Here is a 15,281-nt window from a genome sequence, read left to right on the forward strand (position 1 = left end):
TGTAGGCAACCACCTACAGCCAATGGACAAGAGACCTGGGCATTGTGCCCAATTGCCCAGGGCTTAAAGCCGAAAAAAGCGCCATGTCCCGGCCCGGGACATGGCGCTTTTTGTGTTGGCTCAAGCCGGCGATGCTCAGGCGGCGAGCAGGATGCGCAGCATGCGGCGCAGCGGCTCGGCGGCGCCCCACAGCAGCTGGTCACCGATCACGAAGGCCGACAGGTACTCGGGGCCCATGTTCAGCTTGCGCACGCGGCCCACGCCGACTTCCAGGCCGCCGGTGATGGCGGCAGGGGTCAGTTCCTTGACGGTGATGGCACGGTCGTTGGGAACCCACTTCACCCAGGGGTTGCCGGACTTGATGATGGCTTCCAGCTCTTCCAGGGGCAGGTCCTTCTTGAGCTTGAGGGTCAGCGCCAGGCTGTGGCAGCGCATGGCGCCGATGCGCACGCACAGGCCATCGACAGGGATGGTCTGCTCGGTGCCCAGGATCTTGTTGACCTCGGCCTGGCCCTTCCACTCTTCCTTGGACTGGCCGTTGTCCAGCTGCGCATCGATCCATGGGATCAGGCCACCGGCCAGCGGTGCGCCGAAGAATTCGGTGGGCACGTCGGTGCGGATGGTCTGGGCCACCTTGCGGTCGATGTCCAGGATGGCGGATGCGGGCGTGGCCAGTTCGTCGGCCACGGCAGCGTGCACCACTCCCATACCCTTGAGCAGTTCGCGCATGTGGTTGGCGCCGCCACCGGAGGCTGCCTGGTAGGTCATGGAGCTGACCCATTCCACGAGACCGGCCTTGAACAGGCCGCCCAGGCCCATCAGCAAGATGGAGTTGGTGCAGTTGCCGCCAATCCAGTTCTTGCCGCCCGCGGCGAGCTTGGACTGGATCAGGCCTTCATTGACGGGGTCGAGCACGATGACGGCATCGCCTTCCATGCGCAGCGACGAGGCGGCATCGATCCAGTGGCCGTTCCAGCCCGAGGCGCGCAGCTGGGGGAAGACTTCCTTGGTGTAGTCGCCGCCCTGGCAGGTGATGATGATGTCGCACTTGGACAGCTCGGCAATGTCGTTGGCATTGCGCAGCTCGGTGTGGGTCTTCGCCATGGCCGGGGCCTTGCCGCCGGCGTTGGAAGTGGAGAAGAACACGGGCTCGATCAGGTCGAAGTCGCCCTCTGCCTGCATGCGGTCCATCAGCACGGAGCCGACCATGCCGCGCCAGCCGACGAGGCCTACCAATTGCTTGCTCATTTTTGAAACGCCCTTTCAGTGTGAAAACAGTGCTTGATCAAGACTGTTGTCGCCCGGCTCGTCTAGGCCAGGTGAGGGCGCACGACGAACCGGGCTGGGTCAGCCTTTGATTGTCGTAATGGTTGTGGAGGTGATTGCGCGCGCAGCCACACCAGCCAGGGCGGCGGGTGCAATGTTCAGCAGGAGGAACGGGCGGGCGGCAAACATAAGAGACGTCATTCTATCGAATACGCCAGGAAAGAGAATGTCTGTTTTGATGAATATCTTCGTCGAATCGGCGAAAACTGGACGTCTATTTTGACGTTTTGCCATGTTGCGGCGAAGCAGGGCAGTGCCTGCCCGCCACAGGGACAGCCGCAAGCCGGGAGGCTGGCGGCCGTCATGGACTTCAGGCCAGTGCGGCCACCACGGCATCGCCCATCTCGCGGGTGGAGACCTTGGTCGTGCCTTCGCTGTAGATGTCAGCCGTGCGCAGGCCCTGGGCCAGCACCTTTTGCACGGCGGCTTCGATGCGCTGGGCGGCGGCTTCCTGGTTCAGCGAGAAGCGCAGCATCATCGCGGCCGACAGGATGGTGGCCAGCGGATTGGCAATGCCCTTGCCGGCGATGTCGGGGGCCGAGCCGTGGCTGGGCTCGTACAGGCCCTGGCCCCTGGAGTTGAGCGATGCCGAGGGCAGCATGCCGATGGAGCCGGTCAGCATGGAGGCTTCGTCGGACAGGATGTCGCCGAACATGTTGCCTGTGACCACCACGTCAAAGCGCTTGGGTTCCTTGACCAGCTGCATGGCGGCGTTGTCCACGTACATGTGGTCCAGTTGCACATCGGGGTACTGCTGGCCCACTTCGGTGACCACGTCCTTCCAGAACTGGAAGGTTTCCAGCACGTTGGCCTTGTCCACGCTGGTCACGCGCTTGCTGCGCTTTTGCGCGGCCTGGAAGGCGACATGGGCGATGCGCTCGATCTCGGGCTTGGAATAGCGCATGGTGTCGAAGGCTTCCTCGGCACCGGGGAAGTGGCCGTCGGTGGCCACGCGGCGGCCGCGCGGCTGGCCGAAGTAGATGTCGCCGGTCAGCTCGCGGATGATGAGGATGTCCAGGCCCGCGACCAGCTCGGGCTTGAGGCTGGAGGCGTGGGTCAGTTCCGCATAGCAGATGGCCGGGCGGAAGTTGGCGAACAGGCCCATGTGCTTGCGCAGGCCCAGGATGGCCTGCTCGGGGCGCAGCGGGCGGTCCAGCGTGTCGTACTTCCAGTCGCCCACGGCGCCGAACAGCACGGCGTCGGACTCCATGGCCAGCTTCAGCGTGGATTCGGGCAACGGGTGGCCGGCAGCTTCGTAGGCAGCGCCGCCCACGGGGGCCGTCTGCATGTCGAAGTCCAGGCCCAGGGCGCCCAGCACCTTCACGGCTTCCGCAACGATTTCGGGGCCGATGCCATCACCGGGCAAGACTGCGATTTTCATGGTGTTCCTTTTGAGAGACTGTTCGGATGGTGGAAGGCCGCCGGCGGCTGGTTCAGCAACGCCTGCGGCCCATTGATGCGCGCAAGTGGAGATCGATCAGCGCTGCACCAGCGTGTGTGCCAGCCAGGGCTTGGTGGCCAGGCGCTCGACCTCGTAGGCGCGGATCTTGTCGGCGTGGCGCAGCGTCAGGCCGATATCGTCAAAGCCGTTGAGCAGGCAGAACTTGCGAAAGGCGATGACATCGAAAGGGATCTCCTCGCCCTGCGGGCGCACGATCACCTGGCGATCCAGATCAATGGTCAGCTCGTAGCCGGGGAAGGCCGCGATCTCGTTGAACAGCGTGTCGATCGTGGCCTCGGGCAGCACGATGGGCAGCAGGCCGTTCTTGAAGCAGTTGTTGAAGAAGATGTCGGCAAAGCTGGGCGCCAGGATGGCGCGAAAGCCGTACTGGTCCAGCGCCCAGGGCGCGTGCTCGCGGCTGGAGCCGCAGCCGAAGTTCTTGCGTGCGACCAGGATGGAGGCGCCCGCATAGCGCGGCTGATTGAGCACGAAGTCGGGGTTGGGCTTGCGCGAGGCCGGGTCCTGGCCGGGCTCGCCATGGTCCAGGTAGCGCCATTCGTCGAACAGGTTCACGCCGAAGCCGGTCTTCTTGATCGACTTGAGGAACTGCTTGGGAATGATGGCGTCGGTATCGACGTTTTCGCGGTCCATGGGGGCGACAAGGCCCTTGTGCACGGTGAATTGTTGCATGGCTGTATCGGATTCAGGGTTCAGCGGGCGGCGCGTTCGATGGCGCTGCCCGCGCTTTGCACGTCCTGGCCAATGCCCTTGACGGTATTGCAGGCGGCCAGGGTGAAGGCCAGGCCGATCAGGAGGATCGAGAAGGAGGGCTTCATGGTGTGCAGGCGGGGCAGTTGCGGGATCGGATCAGGAGAACCTGCGGATGTCCACGAAGTGGCCGTGGATGGCGGCGGCTGCAGCCATGGCCGGGCTCACCAGGTGGGTGCGTCCGCCCGCGCCCTGGCGGCCTTCGAAGTTGCGGTTGCTGGTGGAGGCGCAGCGCTCGCCGGGCTCCAGACGGTCGGCATTCATGGCCAGGCACATGGAGCAGCCGGGCTCACGCCATTCAAAGCCTGCCGCCTTGAAGATCTGGTCCAGGCCTTCGCGCTCGGCCTGTTCCTTGACCAGTCCGGAGCCGGGCACGACCATGGCCAGCTTGATGTTGCGCGCCACCTTCTGGCCCAGCTTCTTGACCACGGCGGCGGCCTCGCGCATGTCTTCGATGCGGCTGTTGGTGCACGAGCCGATGAAGACCTTGTCCACGAAGATGTCATCGATCGCCTTGCCGGGCTCCAGCGCCATGTAGGTCAACGCGCGTTCGATGGCGCCGCGCTTGCTGGCATCCTTTTCCTTGTCGGGGTCCGGCACGCGGGCATCCACGCCCAGCACCATCTCGGGCGAGGTGCCCCAGGTGACCTGCGGCACGATCTCGCTGGCCTGCAGCTCGACCACGCGGTCGAACTTCGCATCAGCATCGGAGTGCAGCGTCTTCCAGTAGGAGACGGCGGCATCCCATTCGGCGCCAGTGGGGGCCAGCGGGCGGCCCTTGACGTACTGGATGGTCTTGTCGTCCACCGCCACCAGGCCTGCGCGCGCGCCGCCTTCGATGGCCATGTTGCAGACCGTCATGCGGCCTTCCATGCTCAGGTCACGGATGGCTTCGCCGGCGAACTCGATGGTGTAGCCCGTGCCGCCGGCCGTGCCGATCTTGCCGATGATGGCCAGCACGATGTCCTTGGCCGTGATGCCGGGGGCCGCCTTGCCGCTGACGTTGATCAGCATGTTCTTGGCCTTCTTGGCCAGCAGGGTCTGGGTGGCCATCACGTGCTCGACCTCGGACGTGCCGATGCCGTGGGCCAGTGCGCCGAAGGCGCCGTGCGTGGACGTGTGGCTGTCGCCGCAGACCACGGTCATGCCGGGCAGGGTGGCGCCCTGCTCCGGACCCATGACGTGGACGATGCCCTGGCCCTTGTCCATGAAGGGAAAGAAGGCCGCAGAGCCGAACTCGCCGATGTTGGTGTTCAGCGTGGTGATCTGTTCCTTGCTGATGGGGTCGGCAATGCCGTCATAGCCGCGCTCCCAGCCGTCGGTGGGGGTGTTGTGGTCGGCCGTGGCGACCACGGAGCTGATGCGCCACAGCTTGCGGCCGGCCATGCGCAGGCCTTCGAAGGCCTGGGGGCTGGTGACTTCGTGCACCAGGTGGCGGTCGATGTAGAGGACGGCGGTGCCGTCATCCTCGGTGTGGATGACGTGCTCGTCGAAGATCTTGTCGTAGAGGGTGCGTCCCATGGCGTTCTCGAATGGTTGGTGTCGTGGGGAAATTTTTGGGGGCATCCAGCGGCCAAGTGGCCTTCAGGATGCGCTGGCCGGCGGGCTCAGGTGCTCGACCAGCAGGCGGGCCGTGACGGGTAGCGCGTCGAAGTCACGCGCCACGATGCTCAGCTCGCGCCGAGCCCAGTCGTCGCTGAGCTCCAGTGCGCGCAGATGGCCCACGCCGTGCATGAGCTCGAAGGCGCGGTCGGGGATCAGTCCCACGCCCAGGCCGTTGTCGATCATGCGGCACATGGCATCCAGGCTGGTGACCTGGATGCGCTGGTGCAGCGCATGCCCCGCCTGTGCGGCGGCCGCACGCATGGCCAGGCTGATGGAGGAGCCGGCCTGCAGGCTGACGATGTCCCATTCGAGCACATCGGCAAAGGCCACGCTGTCGCTGTGCGCCAGCGCGTGCTGCTCGGGCACCACGACGACCAGACGATCCTCGCGGTAGGGGCGGTGCTGCAGTACGGGAGTGGCCTGGCCGTTGCCCAGCGGCATGTACGCCATGGAGCAGATGCCGATGTCGGCCGTGCCTTCCTGTACGGCAGCCAGTACGGCGGGGCTGAGCTGCTCCTGCAGGTCGATCTTGACCTGGCCGTGCTTGCGCGCGAACACGCCCAGGTCTTCCGGTAGGAACTGCACGATGGCAGACATGTTGGCGTGGATGCGCACATGGCCGCGCACGCCATCGGCGTACTCGGACAGCTCGCCCTGCATGCGCTCCAGGCCGTACAGCACGTTGCGGGCATGGTGCAGCAGGCTTTCGCCGGCCGGCGTCAAGGTCACGCCACGGCTGTGTCGGTACAGCAGGGCTGTGTCCACCGTGGCTTCGAGATCGGACAGGCGCTTGCTCACCGCCGAGGCTGCAATGAACTCACGCTCGGCCGCGCGGCCGATGCTGCCAAGTTCGCAGACAGCCACGAACAGCTGCAGGGAGGTAAGGTCTATGCGCCGTGCAAAACTGCGCTCTGAATTCTTCATGTGGTGGGGTTCAGGCTTCTCATTAGGAGAAGTTGGATGGATTTTCTCGCACAAGTCATCGATCTGTCATCTTCAAGCGCGATGTCTTTGGTGATGTCGCGCGATTTCATGGAGATGGGGGTCATGCCTCGTGGCGATGGCTGTGGGCAGCCATGCCCGCCGGAACGCCGGTTGCATACTGAAAGAATTTGTCAATCTTTGCGCCAGTCGCCTGCATGGATTGCTGCAAAAATAAGAGCATATGAACGATCGATACCCGACGGGCCTGCGAGCCCTGCCTGCAGGCCTGTCATTGCTGCTGGCCGCAGCCCTGTCCTGCATGGCCGTCCCGGCGTCTGCCAAGCCGCAGCCCCAAGCGAAGAACACGGCCAAGAGCGGTGCGAAGGCACCGGCCAAACCTGCAGCCAGACCTGCAGCCAAAGCGACAGCCAGGCCAGCGGGCAAGGCCGCCGTCAAGACCGGGGGCAAGTCGGCGCCCTCTCCAACCCGCAATGCGCCGGCCAAGGCCGCCGCCGCTGGCGTGGCGGCAGGGGCCGTTGCGGCCGGAACTGCCGCAGCCGCAGTGGGCCATGCCCCCAAGGGCGAGCCCGGCCTGAGCGCGGCCGAGGTCGCAGCGCTGCACCAGCATGCCGAGCAGGGCGAGGCCAGCGCCCAGTACGCGCTGGGTTCGCTGTACAAGCGCGGCCAGGGCGTTGCCCTGAGTGCCGAGACGGCGGCCCAGTGGTATGAGAAGTCTGCGCAGCAGGGCTATGCGCCAGCCCAGTCCGACCTGGGGTTGATGTATGCGAATGGCCGTGGCGTGGCGCGTGACGATGCCCAGGCCGTGCAGTGGTATCGCAAGGCTGCCGAGCAGGGCGATGCCGTGGCCCAGAACAACCTGGGCCTGATGCTGGCCGAGGGGCGCGGAGCCGCCAAGGACCCCGCGCAGGCCGTGCAGTGGTTCCAGCGCTCGGCCGAGCAAGGCGAAGCGGCCGGCCAGTACAGCCTGGGCGTGATGTATGCCACGGGCCGGGGCGTGGCCGAGGACGTGGCGCAGGCGCTGCGCTGGTTTGTGGCGGCGGCAGGCCAGGGCCATGCCGATGCGCAATTCAATGCCGGCATGCTCTATGCCGAGGGTGGCGTGGTCGATCGCGACATGGCGCAGGCCGCCCACTGGCTGGAGAAGGCGGCCGAGCAGGGCAATGCCGCAGCCCAGTCCAACCTAGGCGTGCTGTATGCCAATGGCCAGGGCGTGCCCGCCAGCGACGAGAAGGCCGCGCGCTGGCTGGAGCGTGCCGCCCAGCAGGGCGATGCGCTGGCGCAGTCCAATCTCGCCAGTCTTTATGCGTCGGGCAAGGGCGTGGAGCGCAGCCCGTCCCAGGCCTATTTCTGGATGCTGCTGGCGGCGGGCAGGGACACCTCGCTGGCCGCCAAGCGTGACAGCATGGCCCAGCCGCTGAGCGCGGCCGAGCGTGCACGCACCGAGCGCCAGGCGGCGGCCTGGAAGGCCAAACCCGCTCCCTGAGTCCTGTTGAGCATGCACCAATGAAAAACGCCTCGGAAGAGGCGTTTTTGTTGGGGGCTCAGTGCTGCATCAGCTGAAGAAGCTCTTGAGCCTGTCGGTCCAGCTCTCGCCGCTGGGCGAATGCTTGGCGCCGCCCTTCTTGAGCGATTCCTCCAGCTCGCGCAGCAGCTTGCGCTGGTACTCGGTCAGCTTGACGGGCGTCTCGACCACGATGTGGCAGTACAGGTCGCCGGGATAGCTGGAGCGCACGCCCTTGATGCCCTTGCCGCGCAGGCGGAACTGCTTGCCGGCCTGGGTGCCTTCGGGGATGTCGATGGCCGCCTTGCCCGACAGGGTGGGCACCTCGATCTCGCCGCCGAGCGCCGCCGTGATGAAGCTCACGGGCACGTTGCAGTGCAGGTCGTCGCCGTCGCGCTCGAAGATGTCGTGGTCCTTGATGCGGATCTCGATGTAGAGATCGCCCGCAGGCCCGCCATTCGTGCCGGGTTCGCCATTGCCGGAGGAGCGGATGCGCATGCCGTCGTCGATGCCGGCAGGAATCTTCACTTCCAGTGTCTTCTGGCGCTTGACCTTGCCCTGGCCGCCGCAGCTGGTGCAGGGCTCGGGAATGATCTTGCCCGTGCCCCGGCAGTGCGGGCAGGTCTGCTGCACGCTGAAGAAGCCCTGGCGCATCTGCACGCTGCCCATGCCGTTGCAGGTGGTGCAGGTCTTGGCGCTGGTGCCGGGCTTGGCGCCGCTGCCGTGGCAGGTGTCGCAGCCATCCCAGCTGGGGATGCGGAGCTGCGCATCCTTGCCGTGGGCGGCTTCCTCCAGCGTGATCTCCATGGCGTAGCTGAGATCGTTGCCGCGGTAGACCTGGCGGCCGCCACCGGCGCCGCCGCGTCTTCCGCCACCCTGGTTGAACATGTCGCCAAAGATGTCGCCAAAGGCTTCGGCAAAGCCACCAAAGCCTTCGGCGCCGCCGCCCATGCCGCGGTTGGGGTCCACGCCTGCATGGCCGTACTGGTCGTAGGCCGCGCGCTTGTTGCTGTCGGAGAGCATCTCGTAGGCCTCCTTGGCCTCCTTGAATTTCTCTTCCGCCCCGCTTGCGGCATCCCCCTGGTTGCGGTCAGGGTGGTACTTCATCGCCAGCTTGCGATAAGCCTTCTTGATGTCGTCGTCCGAGGCGTTCTTGGCAACGCCGAGGACCTCGTAAAAATCGCGTTTGGACATGGTGTTTGCTAGCCAGTCAGTGAGAACAGGAACGCCGCGTCAGCCCCTTGGCAGGGCCGAGCGCGGCGGCAAGCGGTCGTCAAGGGACCACGCGCTGGGTTCAGTCCTTCTTGACTTCCTTGACTTCGGCGTCAACGACGTTGTCGTCAGCGGCTGCTGCACCGGCCGAGGCGCCTGCTGCACCGGCCGCTGCGGCGGCTGCTGCTGCCTCGGGGCCGCCGGCTGCCTGCGCATCGGCGTACATCTTCTCGCCGAGCTTCTGGCTGGCCGTCATCAGCGCCGTGGTCTTGGCGTCGATGGCGTCCTTGTCCTCGCCCTTCAGGGCCTCTTCCAGGTCCTTGACGGCGCTCTCGATGGCGGTCTTCTCGCCAGCGTCGAGCTTGTCGCCATGCTCGCCCAGGCTCTTCTTGACGCTGTGCACGGCAGCTTCGCCCTGGTTGCGGGCCTGGACCAGTTCCAGCTTCTTCTTGTCGTCGGCTGCGTTCAGCTCGGCGTCCTTCACCATCTTCTGGATCTCGTCCTCGGACAGGCCCGAGTTCGCCTTGATGGTGATCTTGTTTTCCTTGCCCGATGCCTTGTCCTTGGCGGACACGTTCAGGATGCCGTTGGCGTCGATGTCAAAGGCCACTTCGATCTGGGGCACGCCACGCGCTGCGGGCGGAATGCCTTCGAGGTTGAACTCGCCCAGCATCTTGTTGCCCGAAGCCATCTCGCGCTCGCCCTGGAACACCTTGATGGTCACGGCAGGCTGGTTGTCGTCGGCCGTCGAGAAGGTCTGTGCGAACTTCGTCGGGATGGTGGTGTTCTTGGTGATCATCTTGGTCATCACGCCACCCAGCGTCTCGATGCCCAGCGACAGCGGCGTCACGTCCAGCAGCAGCACGTCCTTGCGGTCACCCGACAGAACCTGGCCCTGCACGGCGGCGCCCACGGCCACGGCTTCGTCGGGGTTCACGTCCTTGCGGGGTTCCTTGCCGAAGAATTCCTTGACCTTCTCCTGCACCTTGGGCATGCGGGACATGCCGCCGACCAGGATCACGTCATCGATGTCGGACACGGACACGCCTGCGTCCTTGATGGCCGTGCGGCAGGGCGCAATGGTGCGCTCGATCAGGTCTTCGACCAGGCTTTCCAGCTTGGAGCGGGTCAGCTTGATGTTCAGGTGCTTGGGACCCGAGGCATCGGCCGTGATGTAGGGCAGGTTGATGTCGGTCTGGGCCGAGTTCGACAGCTCGATCTTGGCCTTCTCGGCGGCTTCCTTCAGGCGCTGCAGGGCCAGCACGTCTTTGGCCAGATCAACGCCCTGGTCCTTCTTGAACTCGGTGATGATGTAGTCGATGATGCGCTGGTCGAAGTCTTCGCCGCCCAGGAACGTGTCGCCGTTGGTGGACAGCACTTCGAACTGCTTTTCGCCGTCCACATCGGCGATTTCGATGATGGACACGTCAAACGTGCCGCCGCCCAGGTCATACACCGCGATCTTGCGGTCGCCCTTGTCGATCTTGTCCAGGCCGAAGGCCAGGGCCGCCGCCGTGGGTTCGTTGATGATGCGCTTGACTTCCAGGCCGGCGATGCGGCCGGCATCCTTGGTGGCCTGGCGCTGGGCGTCGTTGAAGTACGCGGGCACGGTGATCACGGCCTCGGTCACGGGCTCGCCCAGGTAGTCCTCGGCGGTCTTCTTCATCTTGCGCAGCACTTCGGCGGAAATCTGCGGCGGGGCCAGCTTCTGGCCGCGCACTTCCACCCAGGCGTCGCCGTTGTCGGCACGCGAGATGGTGTAGGGCATCAGGTCGATGTCCTTTTGCACTTCCTTCTCGTCGAACTTGCGGCCGATCAGGCGCTTGGCGGCGTAGATGGTGTTGCGGGGGTTGGTGACGGCCTGGCGCTTGGCCGAGGCGCCGACGAGGATCTCGCCGTCTTCCTGGTAGGCAATGATCGAAGGCGTGGTGCGTGCACCTTCGCTGTTCTCGATCACGCGCGTGGTGTTGCCGTCCATGATGGCCACGCAGCTGTTGGTGGTGCCCAGGTCAATACCGATGATTTTTCCCATTTTGAGTTCTCTCCGCGTTCTGTGAAATGTTTGAATGACTGCTAACTTGTGGCCGGCAGGCGCTGCTTCAAGGGGCTTTGCCTCTTTTTTGTCAGCGATGCCGTGAGCGCACGCTTACTGGGGCTGGGCCACGGTCACGAGGGCCGGGCGCAGGATACGGTCGGCAATCAGGTAGCCCTTTTGCAGCACCGACACCACGGTGTTGGCTTCCTGCTGGGCAGGCACCATGCTGATGGCCTGGTGCAGGTTGGGGTCGAATTTCTCGCCGGCTGCCGGGTTGATGGTCACGACCTTGTTGCGCTCCAGGGCCGAGGTCAGCTGGCGCAGCGTGGCGTCGGCGCCTTCGCGCAGCTGCTCCGGCGTGGCCTGCTGGATGGCCAGTGCGGCATCCAGGCTGTCGCAGACGGGCAGCAGGCTTTCGGCAAAGCTCTCGATGCTGAACTTGCGGGCCTTGGAGACTTCGTCTTCCGCGCGGCGGCGCACATTCTCTGCCTCGGCCTTGGCGCGCAGGAACTGGTCGGCCAGCTCGGCGCTCTTGGCCTTGAGTTCGGCCAGCTCGGCCTGCAGGCGCTGCAGCTCGTCGGCGGCGTTGGCCGCCATGGCGGCTTCGATTTCTTCCGGGGCTGCGTCTTGAAAGGAGTTGGAGTTTTGTTCGGACATGGATGGAGACTTCAGCTACAAAACAAAAAGATCGCCGCGCTGGAGGCCAGGCTTGGCGATTGCACGATCTTGAATCGAGATGCGAGCGGATCGGTGTATTTTCAAGGGCTTTTTGCCTGTGCATGCGCACTGCAGGTGCACACGGTGGGGGCAAAAGCCGGGCGAAGGGGCAAAAGCCCCACACGAATCCGGGGTCTCGGGCAGTGCGGAGTGTACAGATGGAAGAGGGCTGCGCTAGAATCCAATGCTTTGCCTTGCCGCACCGCTACAAGACGCAGTGGGCGGCGTTTTCCCAAAAGGAGTCGATATGCGTCATTACGAAATCGTTTTGTTGATCCACCCGGATCAGAGCGAGCAGGTTCCCGCCATGCTGGAACGCTACAAGGGCATGATCACCGCTGGCGGTGGCAAGGTCCATCGCGAAGAAGACTGGGGCCGTCGCCAACTGGCTTACATGATCAACAAGCTCGCCAAGGCCCACTACCTGTGCCTGAACATCGAAGCCGACCAGGCTGTGATGGCTGAGCTGGAGCATGCCTTCAAGTTCAACGATGCCGTGCTGCGTCACCTGACGGTTCAGAAGAAGAAGGCCGACACTGCGCCTTCCTCGATGATGAAGACCGTCGAGCGTGAAGAGGCCCGCAAGGCTAGCCAGACCGAACAGGCCTGAGCCCAGCCCTTTCAGAACCTGAAGGAGTGGAGAACCACGTTGCACTGACGGCCGCCATCGCAGAGCTTCAAGCACTGCGCTACACGCCGGCAGGGCTGCCCGCCCTTGAACTGCGACTCGAACACGCGTCGCGGCAAAAGGAAGCAGGAAGCGAACGCAGCGTGACGGCATCTGTCAAGGCGGTGGCCTTTGGCGCGCTGGCTGAAAAGCTGGCCCGCCAGGCGCTCGGCAGCCAGTGGAAGTTCCAAGGCTTTCTGGCAACGCCCCGCAACGGCAAATTGCTGGTTTTCCACATCCAGGACATTCAACAAAACTAATTTTCAAGAGGTCCAGAAATGGCCACGTTCAAGAAATTCAACAAGGACAAGCGCCCCAAGCGCAACACGCAGTCGCTGCTGTTCAAGCGCAAGCGCTTCTGCCGCTTCACCGTCGCCGGCGTCGAAGAAATCGACTACAAGGATGTGGACACCCTGCGTGACTTCATCGGTGAAAACGGCAAGATCGTGCCCGCTCGCCTGACCGGCACGCGCGCCATCTACCAGCGTCAGCTGAACACGGCCATCAAGCGCGCCCGCTTCCTGGCTCTGGTTCCTTACTCTGACCAGCACAAGATCTAAGGAATACAACCATGCAAGTCATTCTGCTCGACAAGGTTGTGAACCTCGGTGGCCTCGGCGACATCGTCAAGGTCAAAGACGGCTACGCCCGCAACTTCCTGATCCCCACGGGCGCTGCCCGTCGTGCCACGGCTTCCGCCAAGGCCGAGTTCGAAGCCAAGCGCGTCGAACTGGAAAAGCAAGCGGCTGAAAAGCTGGCTGCTGCTCAGCAACTGGGCGAAAAGCTCAACGGCGCAAACGTCAAGCTGACCCAGAAGGCTGGCGTTGACGGCCGCCTGTTCGGCTCGGTGACCAATGCCGACATCGCCGAAGAACTGACCAAGGCCGGCTTTGCCGTCGCCAAGTCGCAAGTTCGCCTGGTCAACGGTCCCATCAAGACCGTGGGCGACGCCACCGTGGTCGTGGCACTGCACACCGACGTCAGCGTCGAAGTGACGGTGTCGGTCTACGGCGACCACTCCTGATCCGGGGCTTGTCCCGTATCACCAAAAAGCCGCCTTAGGGCGGCTTTTTGCTTTGCCGTGCCAGGGTGATGACGCCGGGTGGCGCGGCCTTTTGCCAGCCGCTACGATGGCGGGCTCATCTCCAGGAATTCCATGTCGTCCGTAATGCCCCCGCTCGATCTCGATGATGCGTTCGCACCGCTGCCTGCTGGCGACCAGCAGGTGGCCCAGTTGCGCGTGCCGCCGCATTCGATGGAGTCCGAGTCCAGCGTTCTAGGGGGGCTGCTGCTGGACAACAACGCCTGGGAGCGTGTTGGTGATCTGCTGGTGGATGGTGATTTCTACCGCCATGAGCACAAGCTGATCTACGAGGCCATCGGCAAGCTGATCAACGGCAGCAAGCCGGCCGATGTGATCACGGTCTACGAGCATTTGCAGAGCATGGGCAAGGCCGAGGAAATCGGCGGCCTGCTGTACCTGAACCAGCTGGCGCAGTACGTGCCCAGCGCCACCAACATCCGGCGCTATGCGGAGATCGTGCGAGAGCGCTCCATCCTGCGCAAACTGGTGACCGCCAGCGACGACATCGCCACCAATGCCTTCAATCCGCAGGGCAAGACGGTCGATCGCATTCTGGACGAGGCCGAGCAGAAGATCCTGGCCATCGGCGAGGAGGGTGCGCGCAACAAGCAGGGCTTCCAGTCGCTCGACACGCTGGTGGTGGACCTGCTGGACCGTGTCCAGGAGATGGCCGACAACCCCATGGACGTGACCGGCGTGCCCACGGGTTTCGTCGATCTGGACCGCATGACCAGCGGCCTGCAGGCTGGCGACCTGGTGGTGCTGGCTGCCCGTCCCTCGATGGGCAAGACCTCGTTTGCGGTGAATATCGCTGAGCATGTGGCGCTCAACGAGGGCCTGCCGGTTGCCATTTTCTCCATGGAAATGGGCGCGGCCCAGCTGGCGGTTCGTATCGTCGGCTCCATCGGCCGCGTCAACCAGGGCAATCTGCGCACGGGCAAGCTCAACGACGACGAGTGGCCGCGCCTGACGGAAGCCATCGAGCGGCTGCGCACGGTGTCCCTGCACATCGACGAGACACCGGGCCTGTCCCCCACGGAGCTGCGCGCCAATGCGCGGCGCCTGGCGCGCACCTGCGGCAAGCTGGGCCTGATCGTGGTGGACTATTTGCAGCTGATGAGCGGCTCGGGCTCGGCTGCCAGTTCCGACAACCGTGCGACCGAGCTGGGCGAGATTTCGCGGGGCCTGAAAATGCTGGCCAAGGAACTGCAGTGCCCGGTGATTGCCCTGTCCCAGCTCAACCGCTCGGTGGAGCAGCGCACCGACAAGCGTCCCATGATGTCCGACCTGCGCGAATCGGGCGCCATCGAGCAGGATGCCGACATCATCATGTTCATCTACCGTGATGACTACTACAACAAGGACAGCAAGGAGCCGAACATTGCCGAAGTCATCATCGGCAAGCAGCGTAACGGTCCCACGGGGACGGTGAAGGTGTTCTTCCAGAAGAACCAGACGCGCTTCGAGAACCTGGCTGTGGGCTACGGTGGCGGCGACGAGTATTGAACGGGATACCCGGGCTTTGTGCCCGCAATGAAAAACGGCCCCGAGGGGCCGTTTGCTTTGGGTGGTTGGCGATCTACATGCGCCAGACCTGGATCAGCAGGCCCGCCACGCAGACGCCAAGGATGGCGCATGCCCAGGCCAGCCGCTGGGCGCCCGTGCGCAGCGCGCCCACGGTGGCCACGATCTGGGCGTTCTGCTCCGCCAGCTTTTCGATCAACTCCAGCGACTGGCGCTGGGATTGTTCCAGTTGCACGATGCGTGCGTCCTGGGCCTGGATCAGCTGCAGCGCCTGTTCGCCAGCCGAGCGCGGCGGTGCCAGCGGCTCGACGGCCGCAGGATGCTGTGCATCGAGCTCCTGCGCAGCGTCCTTCTTGCGCAGCAGGTTCTTGGCGGCCTTGACGACCTGGGGCGTAGCCTCGATGACATCGCCCCAGGGCACCAGCTTCAACGCGGTGATCCAGCTGATCGCCATGG

17 protein-coding genes are annotated in these 15,281 nt (G+C 64.4%); 6 read left to right on the top strand and 11 right to left on the bottom strand.

All coding sequences use genetic code 11. The features are described from left to right. Window positions 1-135 precede the first annotated feature (135 nt). The 7 genes from asd to IB269_RS01485 form a co-directional block, all read right to left on the bottom strand. The gene (gene asd, locus IB269_RS01455) at window positions 136-1,248 is read right to left on the bottom strand and encodes an aspartate-semialdehyde dehydrogenase (protein ID WP_013801017.1); all 1,113 of its coding nucleotides are present in this window, start codon (window positions 1,246-1,248) and stop codon (window positions 136-138) included. A 99-nt stretch (window positions 1,249-1,347) separates the two neighbouring features. Continuing rightward, window positions 1,348-1,560 carry a hypothetical protein gene (locus tag IB269_RS01460; protein WP_141441563.1) on the bottom strand — a complete coding sequence of 71 codons (213 nt, stop codon included), beginning with the start codon at window positions 1,558-1,560 and terminating at the stop codon, window positions 1,348-1,350. Between the two features lie 76 nt (window positions 1,561-1,636). Beyond that, the gene (leuB, locus tag IB269_RS01465) at window positions 1,637-2,707 is read right to left on the bottom strand and encodes a 3-isopropylmalate dehydrogenase (protein WP_012207037.1); all 1,071 of its coding nucleotides are present in this window, start codon (window positions 2,705-2,707) and stop codon (window positions 1,637-1,639) included. Window positions 2,708-2,803: 96 nt separating this feature from the next. Beyond that, on the bottom strand, window positions 2,804-3,457 hold the full coding sequence (leuD, locus tag IB269_RS01470) for a 3-isopropylmalate dehydratase small subunit (RefSeq protein WP_192366266.1): 654 nt from the start codon (window positions 3,455-3,457) through the stop codon (window positions 2,804-2,806). Window positions 3,458-3,477: 20 nt separating this feature from the next. Beyond that, window positions 3,478-3,603, bottom strand: coding sequence for an entericidin A/B family lipoprotein (locus IB269_RS01475; protein ID WP_012207035.1), 126 nt, complete (start codon window positions 3,601-3,603; stop codon window positions 3,478-3,480). A gap of 31 nt (window positions 3,604-3,634) precedes the next feature. Beyond that, window positions 3,635-5,056 carry a 3-isopropylmalate dehydratase large subunit gene (leuC, locus tag IB269_RS01480; RefSeq protein WP_034396655.1) on the bottom strand — a complete coding sequence of 474 codons (1,422 nt, stop codon included), beginning with the start codon at window positions 5,054-5,056 and terminating at the stop codon, window positions 3,635-3,637. A gap of 63 nt (window positions 5,057-5,119) precedes the next feature. Next, window positions 5,120-6,064, bottom strand: coding sequence for a LysR substrate-binding domain-containing protein (locus IB269_RS01485; protein WP_012207033.1), 945 nt, complete (start codon window positions 6,062-6,064; stop codon window positions 5,120-5,122). Between the two features lie 241 nt (window positions 6,065-6,305). On the opposite strand from IB269_RS01485, the gene IB269_RS01490 reads away from it, so the two are divergent. Then, window positions 6,306-7,568 carry a tetratricopeptide repeat protein gene (locus IB269_RS01490; protein ID WP_192366267.1) on the top strand — a complete coding sequence of 421 codons (1,263 nt, stop codon included), beginning with the start codon at window positions 6,306-6,308 and terminating at the stop codon, window positions 7,566-7,568. Window positions 7,569-7,637: 69 nt separating this feature from the next. On the opposite strand, the gene dnaJ is transcribed toward IB269_RS01490, so the two are convergent. The 3 genes from dnaJ to grpE all read right to left on the bottom strand — a co-directional run bounded on the left by dnaJ (window position 7,638) and on the right by grpE (window position 11,490). Continuing rightward, the gene (gene dnaJ, locus IB269_RS01495; RefSeq protein ID WP_192366268.1) at window positions 7,638-8,780 is read right to left on the bottom strand and encodes a molecular chaperone DnaJ; all 1,143 of its coding nucleotides are present in this window, start codon (window positions 8,778-8,780) and stop codon (window positions 7,638-7,640) included. Between the two features lie 100 nt (window positions 8,781-8,880). Further along, the gene (gene dnaK / locus IB269_RS01500; protein ID WP_034396649.1) at window positions 8,881-10,830 is read right to left on the bottom strand and encodes a molecular chaperone DnaK; all 1,950 of its coding nucleotides are present in this window, start codon (window positions 10,828-10,830) and stop codon (window positions 8,881-8,883) included. Window positions 10,831-10,944: 114 nt separating this feature from the next. Further along, window positions 10,945-11,490 carry a nucleotide exchange factor GrpE gene (grpE, locus tag IB269_RS01505; RefSeq protein ID WP_192366269.1) on the bottom strand — a complete coding sequence of 182 codons (546 nt, stop codon included), beginning with the start codon at window positions 11,488-11,490 and terminating at the stop codon, window positions 10,945-10,947. 307 nt (window positions 11,491-11,797) lie between these two features. On the opposite strand from grpE, the gene rpsF reads away from it, so the two are divergent. The 5 genes from rpsF (at window position 11,798) to dnaB (ending at window position 14,807) form a co-directional block, all read left to right on the top strand. Next, window positions 11,798-12,160, top strand: a complete 363-nt coding sequence (rpsF, locus tag IB269_RS01510) for a 30S ribosomal protein S6 (protein ID WP_012207028.1) — start codon at window positions 11,798-11,800, stop codon at window positions 12,158-12,160. A 26-nt stretch (window positions 12,161-12,186) separates the two neighbouring features. Next, window positions 12,187-12,477 (top strand): primosomal replication protein N, encoded by a 291-nt coding sequence (priB, locus tag IB269_RS01515; RefSeq protein ID WP_012207027.1) that lies wholly within the window; start codon window positions 12,187-12,189, stop codon window positions 12,475-12,477. 18 nt (window positions 12,478-12,495) lie between these two features. Further along, complete coding sequence (gene rpsR / locus IB269_RS01520; protein ID WP_012207026.1) at window positions 12,496-12,777, top strand: 30S ribosomal protein S18; 282 nt, start codon at window positions 12,496-12,498, stop codon at window positions 12,775-12,777. A gap of 11 nt (window positions 12,778-12,788) precedes the next feature. Continuing rightward, entirely contained in the window at window positions 12,789-13,241 is a 453-nt protein-coding gene (gene rplI / locus IB269_RS01525; RefSeq protein WP_013801023.1) for a 50S ribosomal protein L9, read from the top strand. 132 nt (window positions 13,242-13,373) lie between these two features. After that, window positions 13,374-14,807 (top strand): replicative DNA helicase, encoded by a 1,434-nt coding sequence (gene dnaB / locus IB269_RS01530; protein ID WP_012207024.1) that lies wholly within the window; start codon window positions 13,374-13,376, stop codon window positions 14,805-14,807. Window positions 14,808-14,880: 73 nt separating this feature from the next. Here dnaB and IB269_RS01535 read toward each other — a convergent pair whose 3' ends face one another. Next, window positions 14,881-15,279, bottom strand: a complete 399-nt coding sequence (locus IB269_RS01535) for a hypothetical protein (protein ID WP_013801024.1) — start codon at window positions 15,277-15,279, stop codon at window positions 14,881-14,883. Window positions 15,280-15,281 lie beyond the last annotated feature (2 nt).

Origin of the sequence: Delftia sp. DLF01, assembly GCF_014852125.1 — a bacterium.
GTDB classification, from domain to species: Bacteria; Pseudomonadota; Gammaproteobacteria; order Burkholderiales; family Burkholderiaceae_C; genus Comamonas; species Comamonas acidovorans.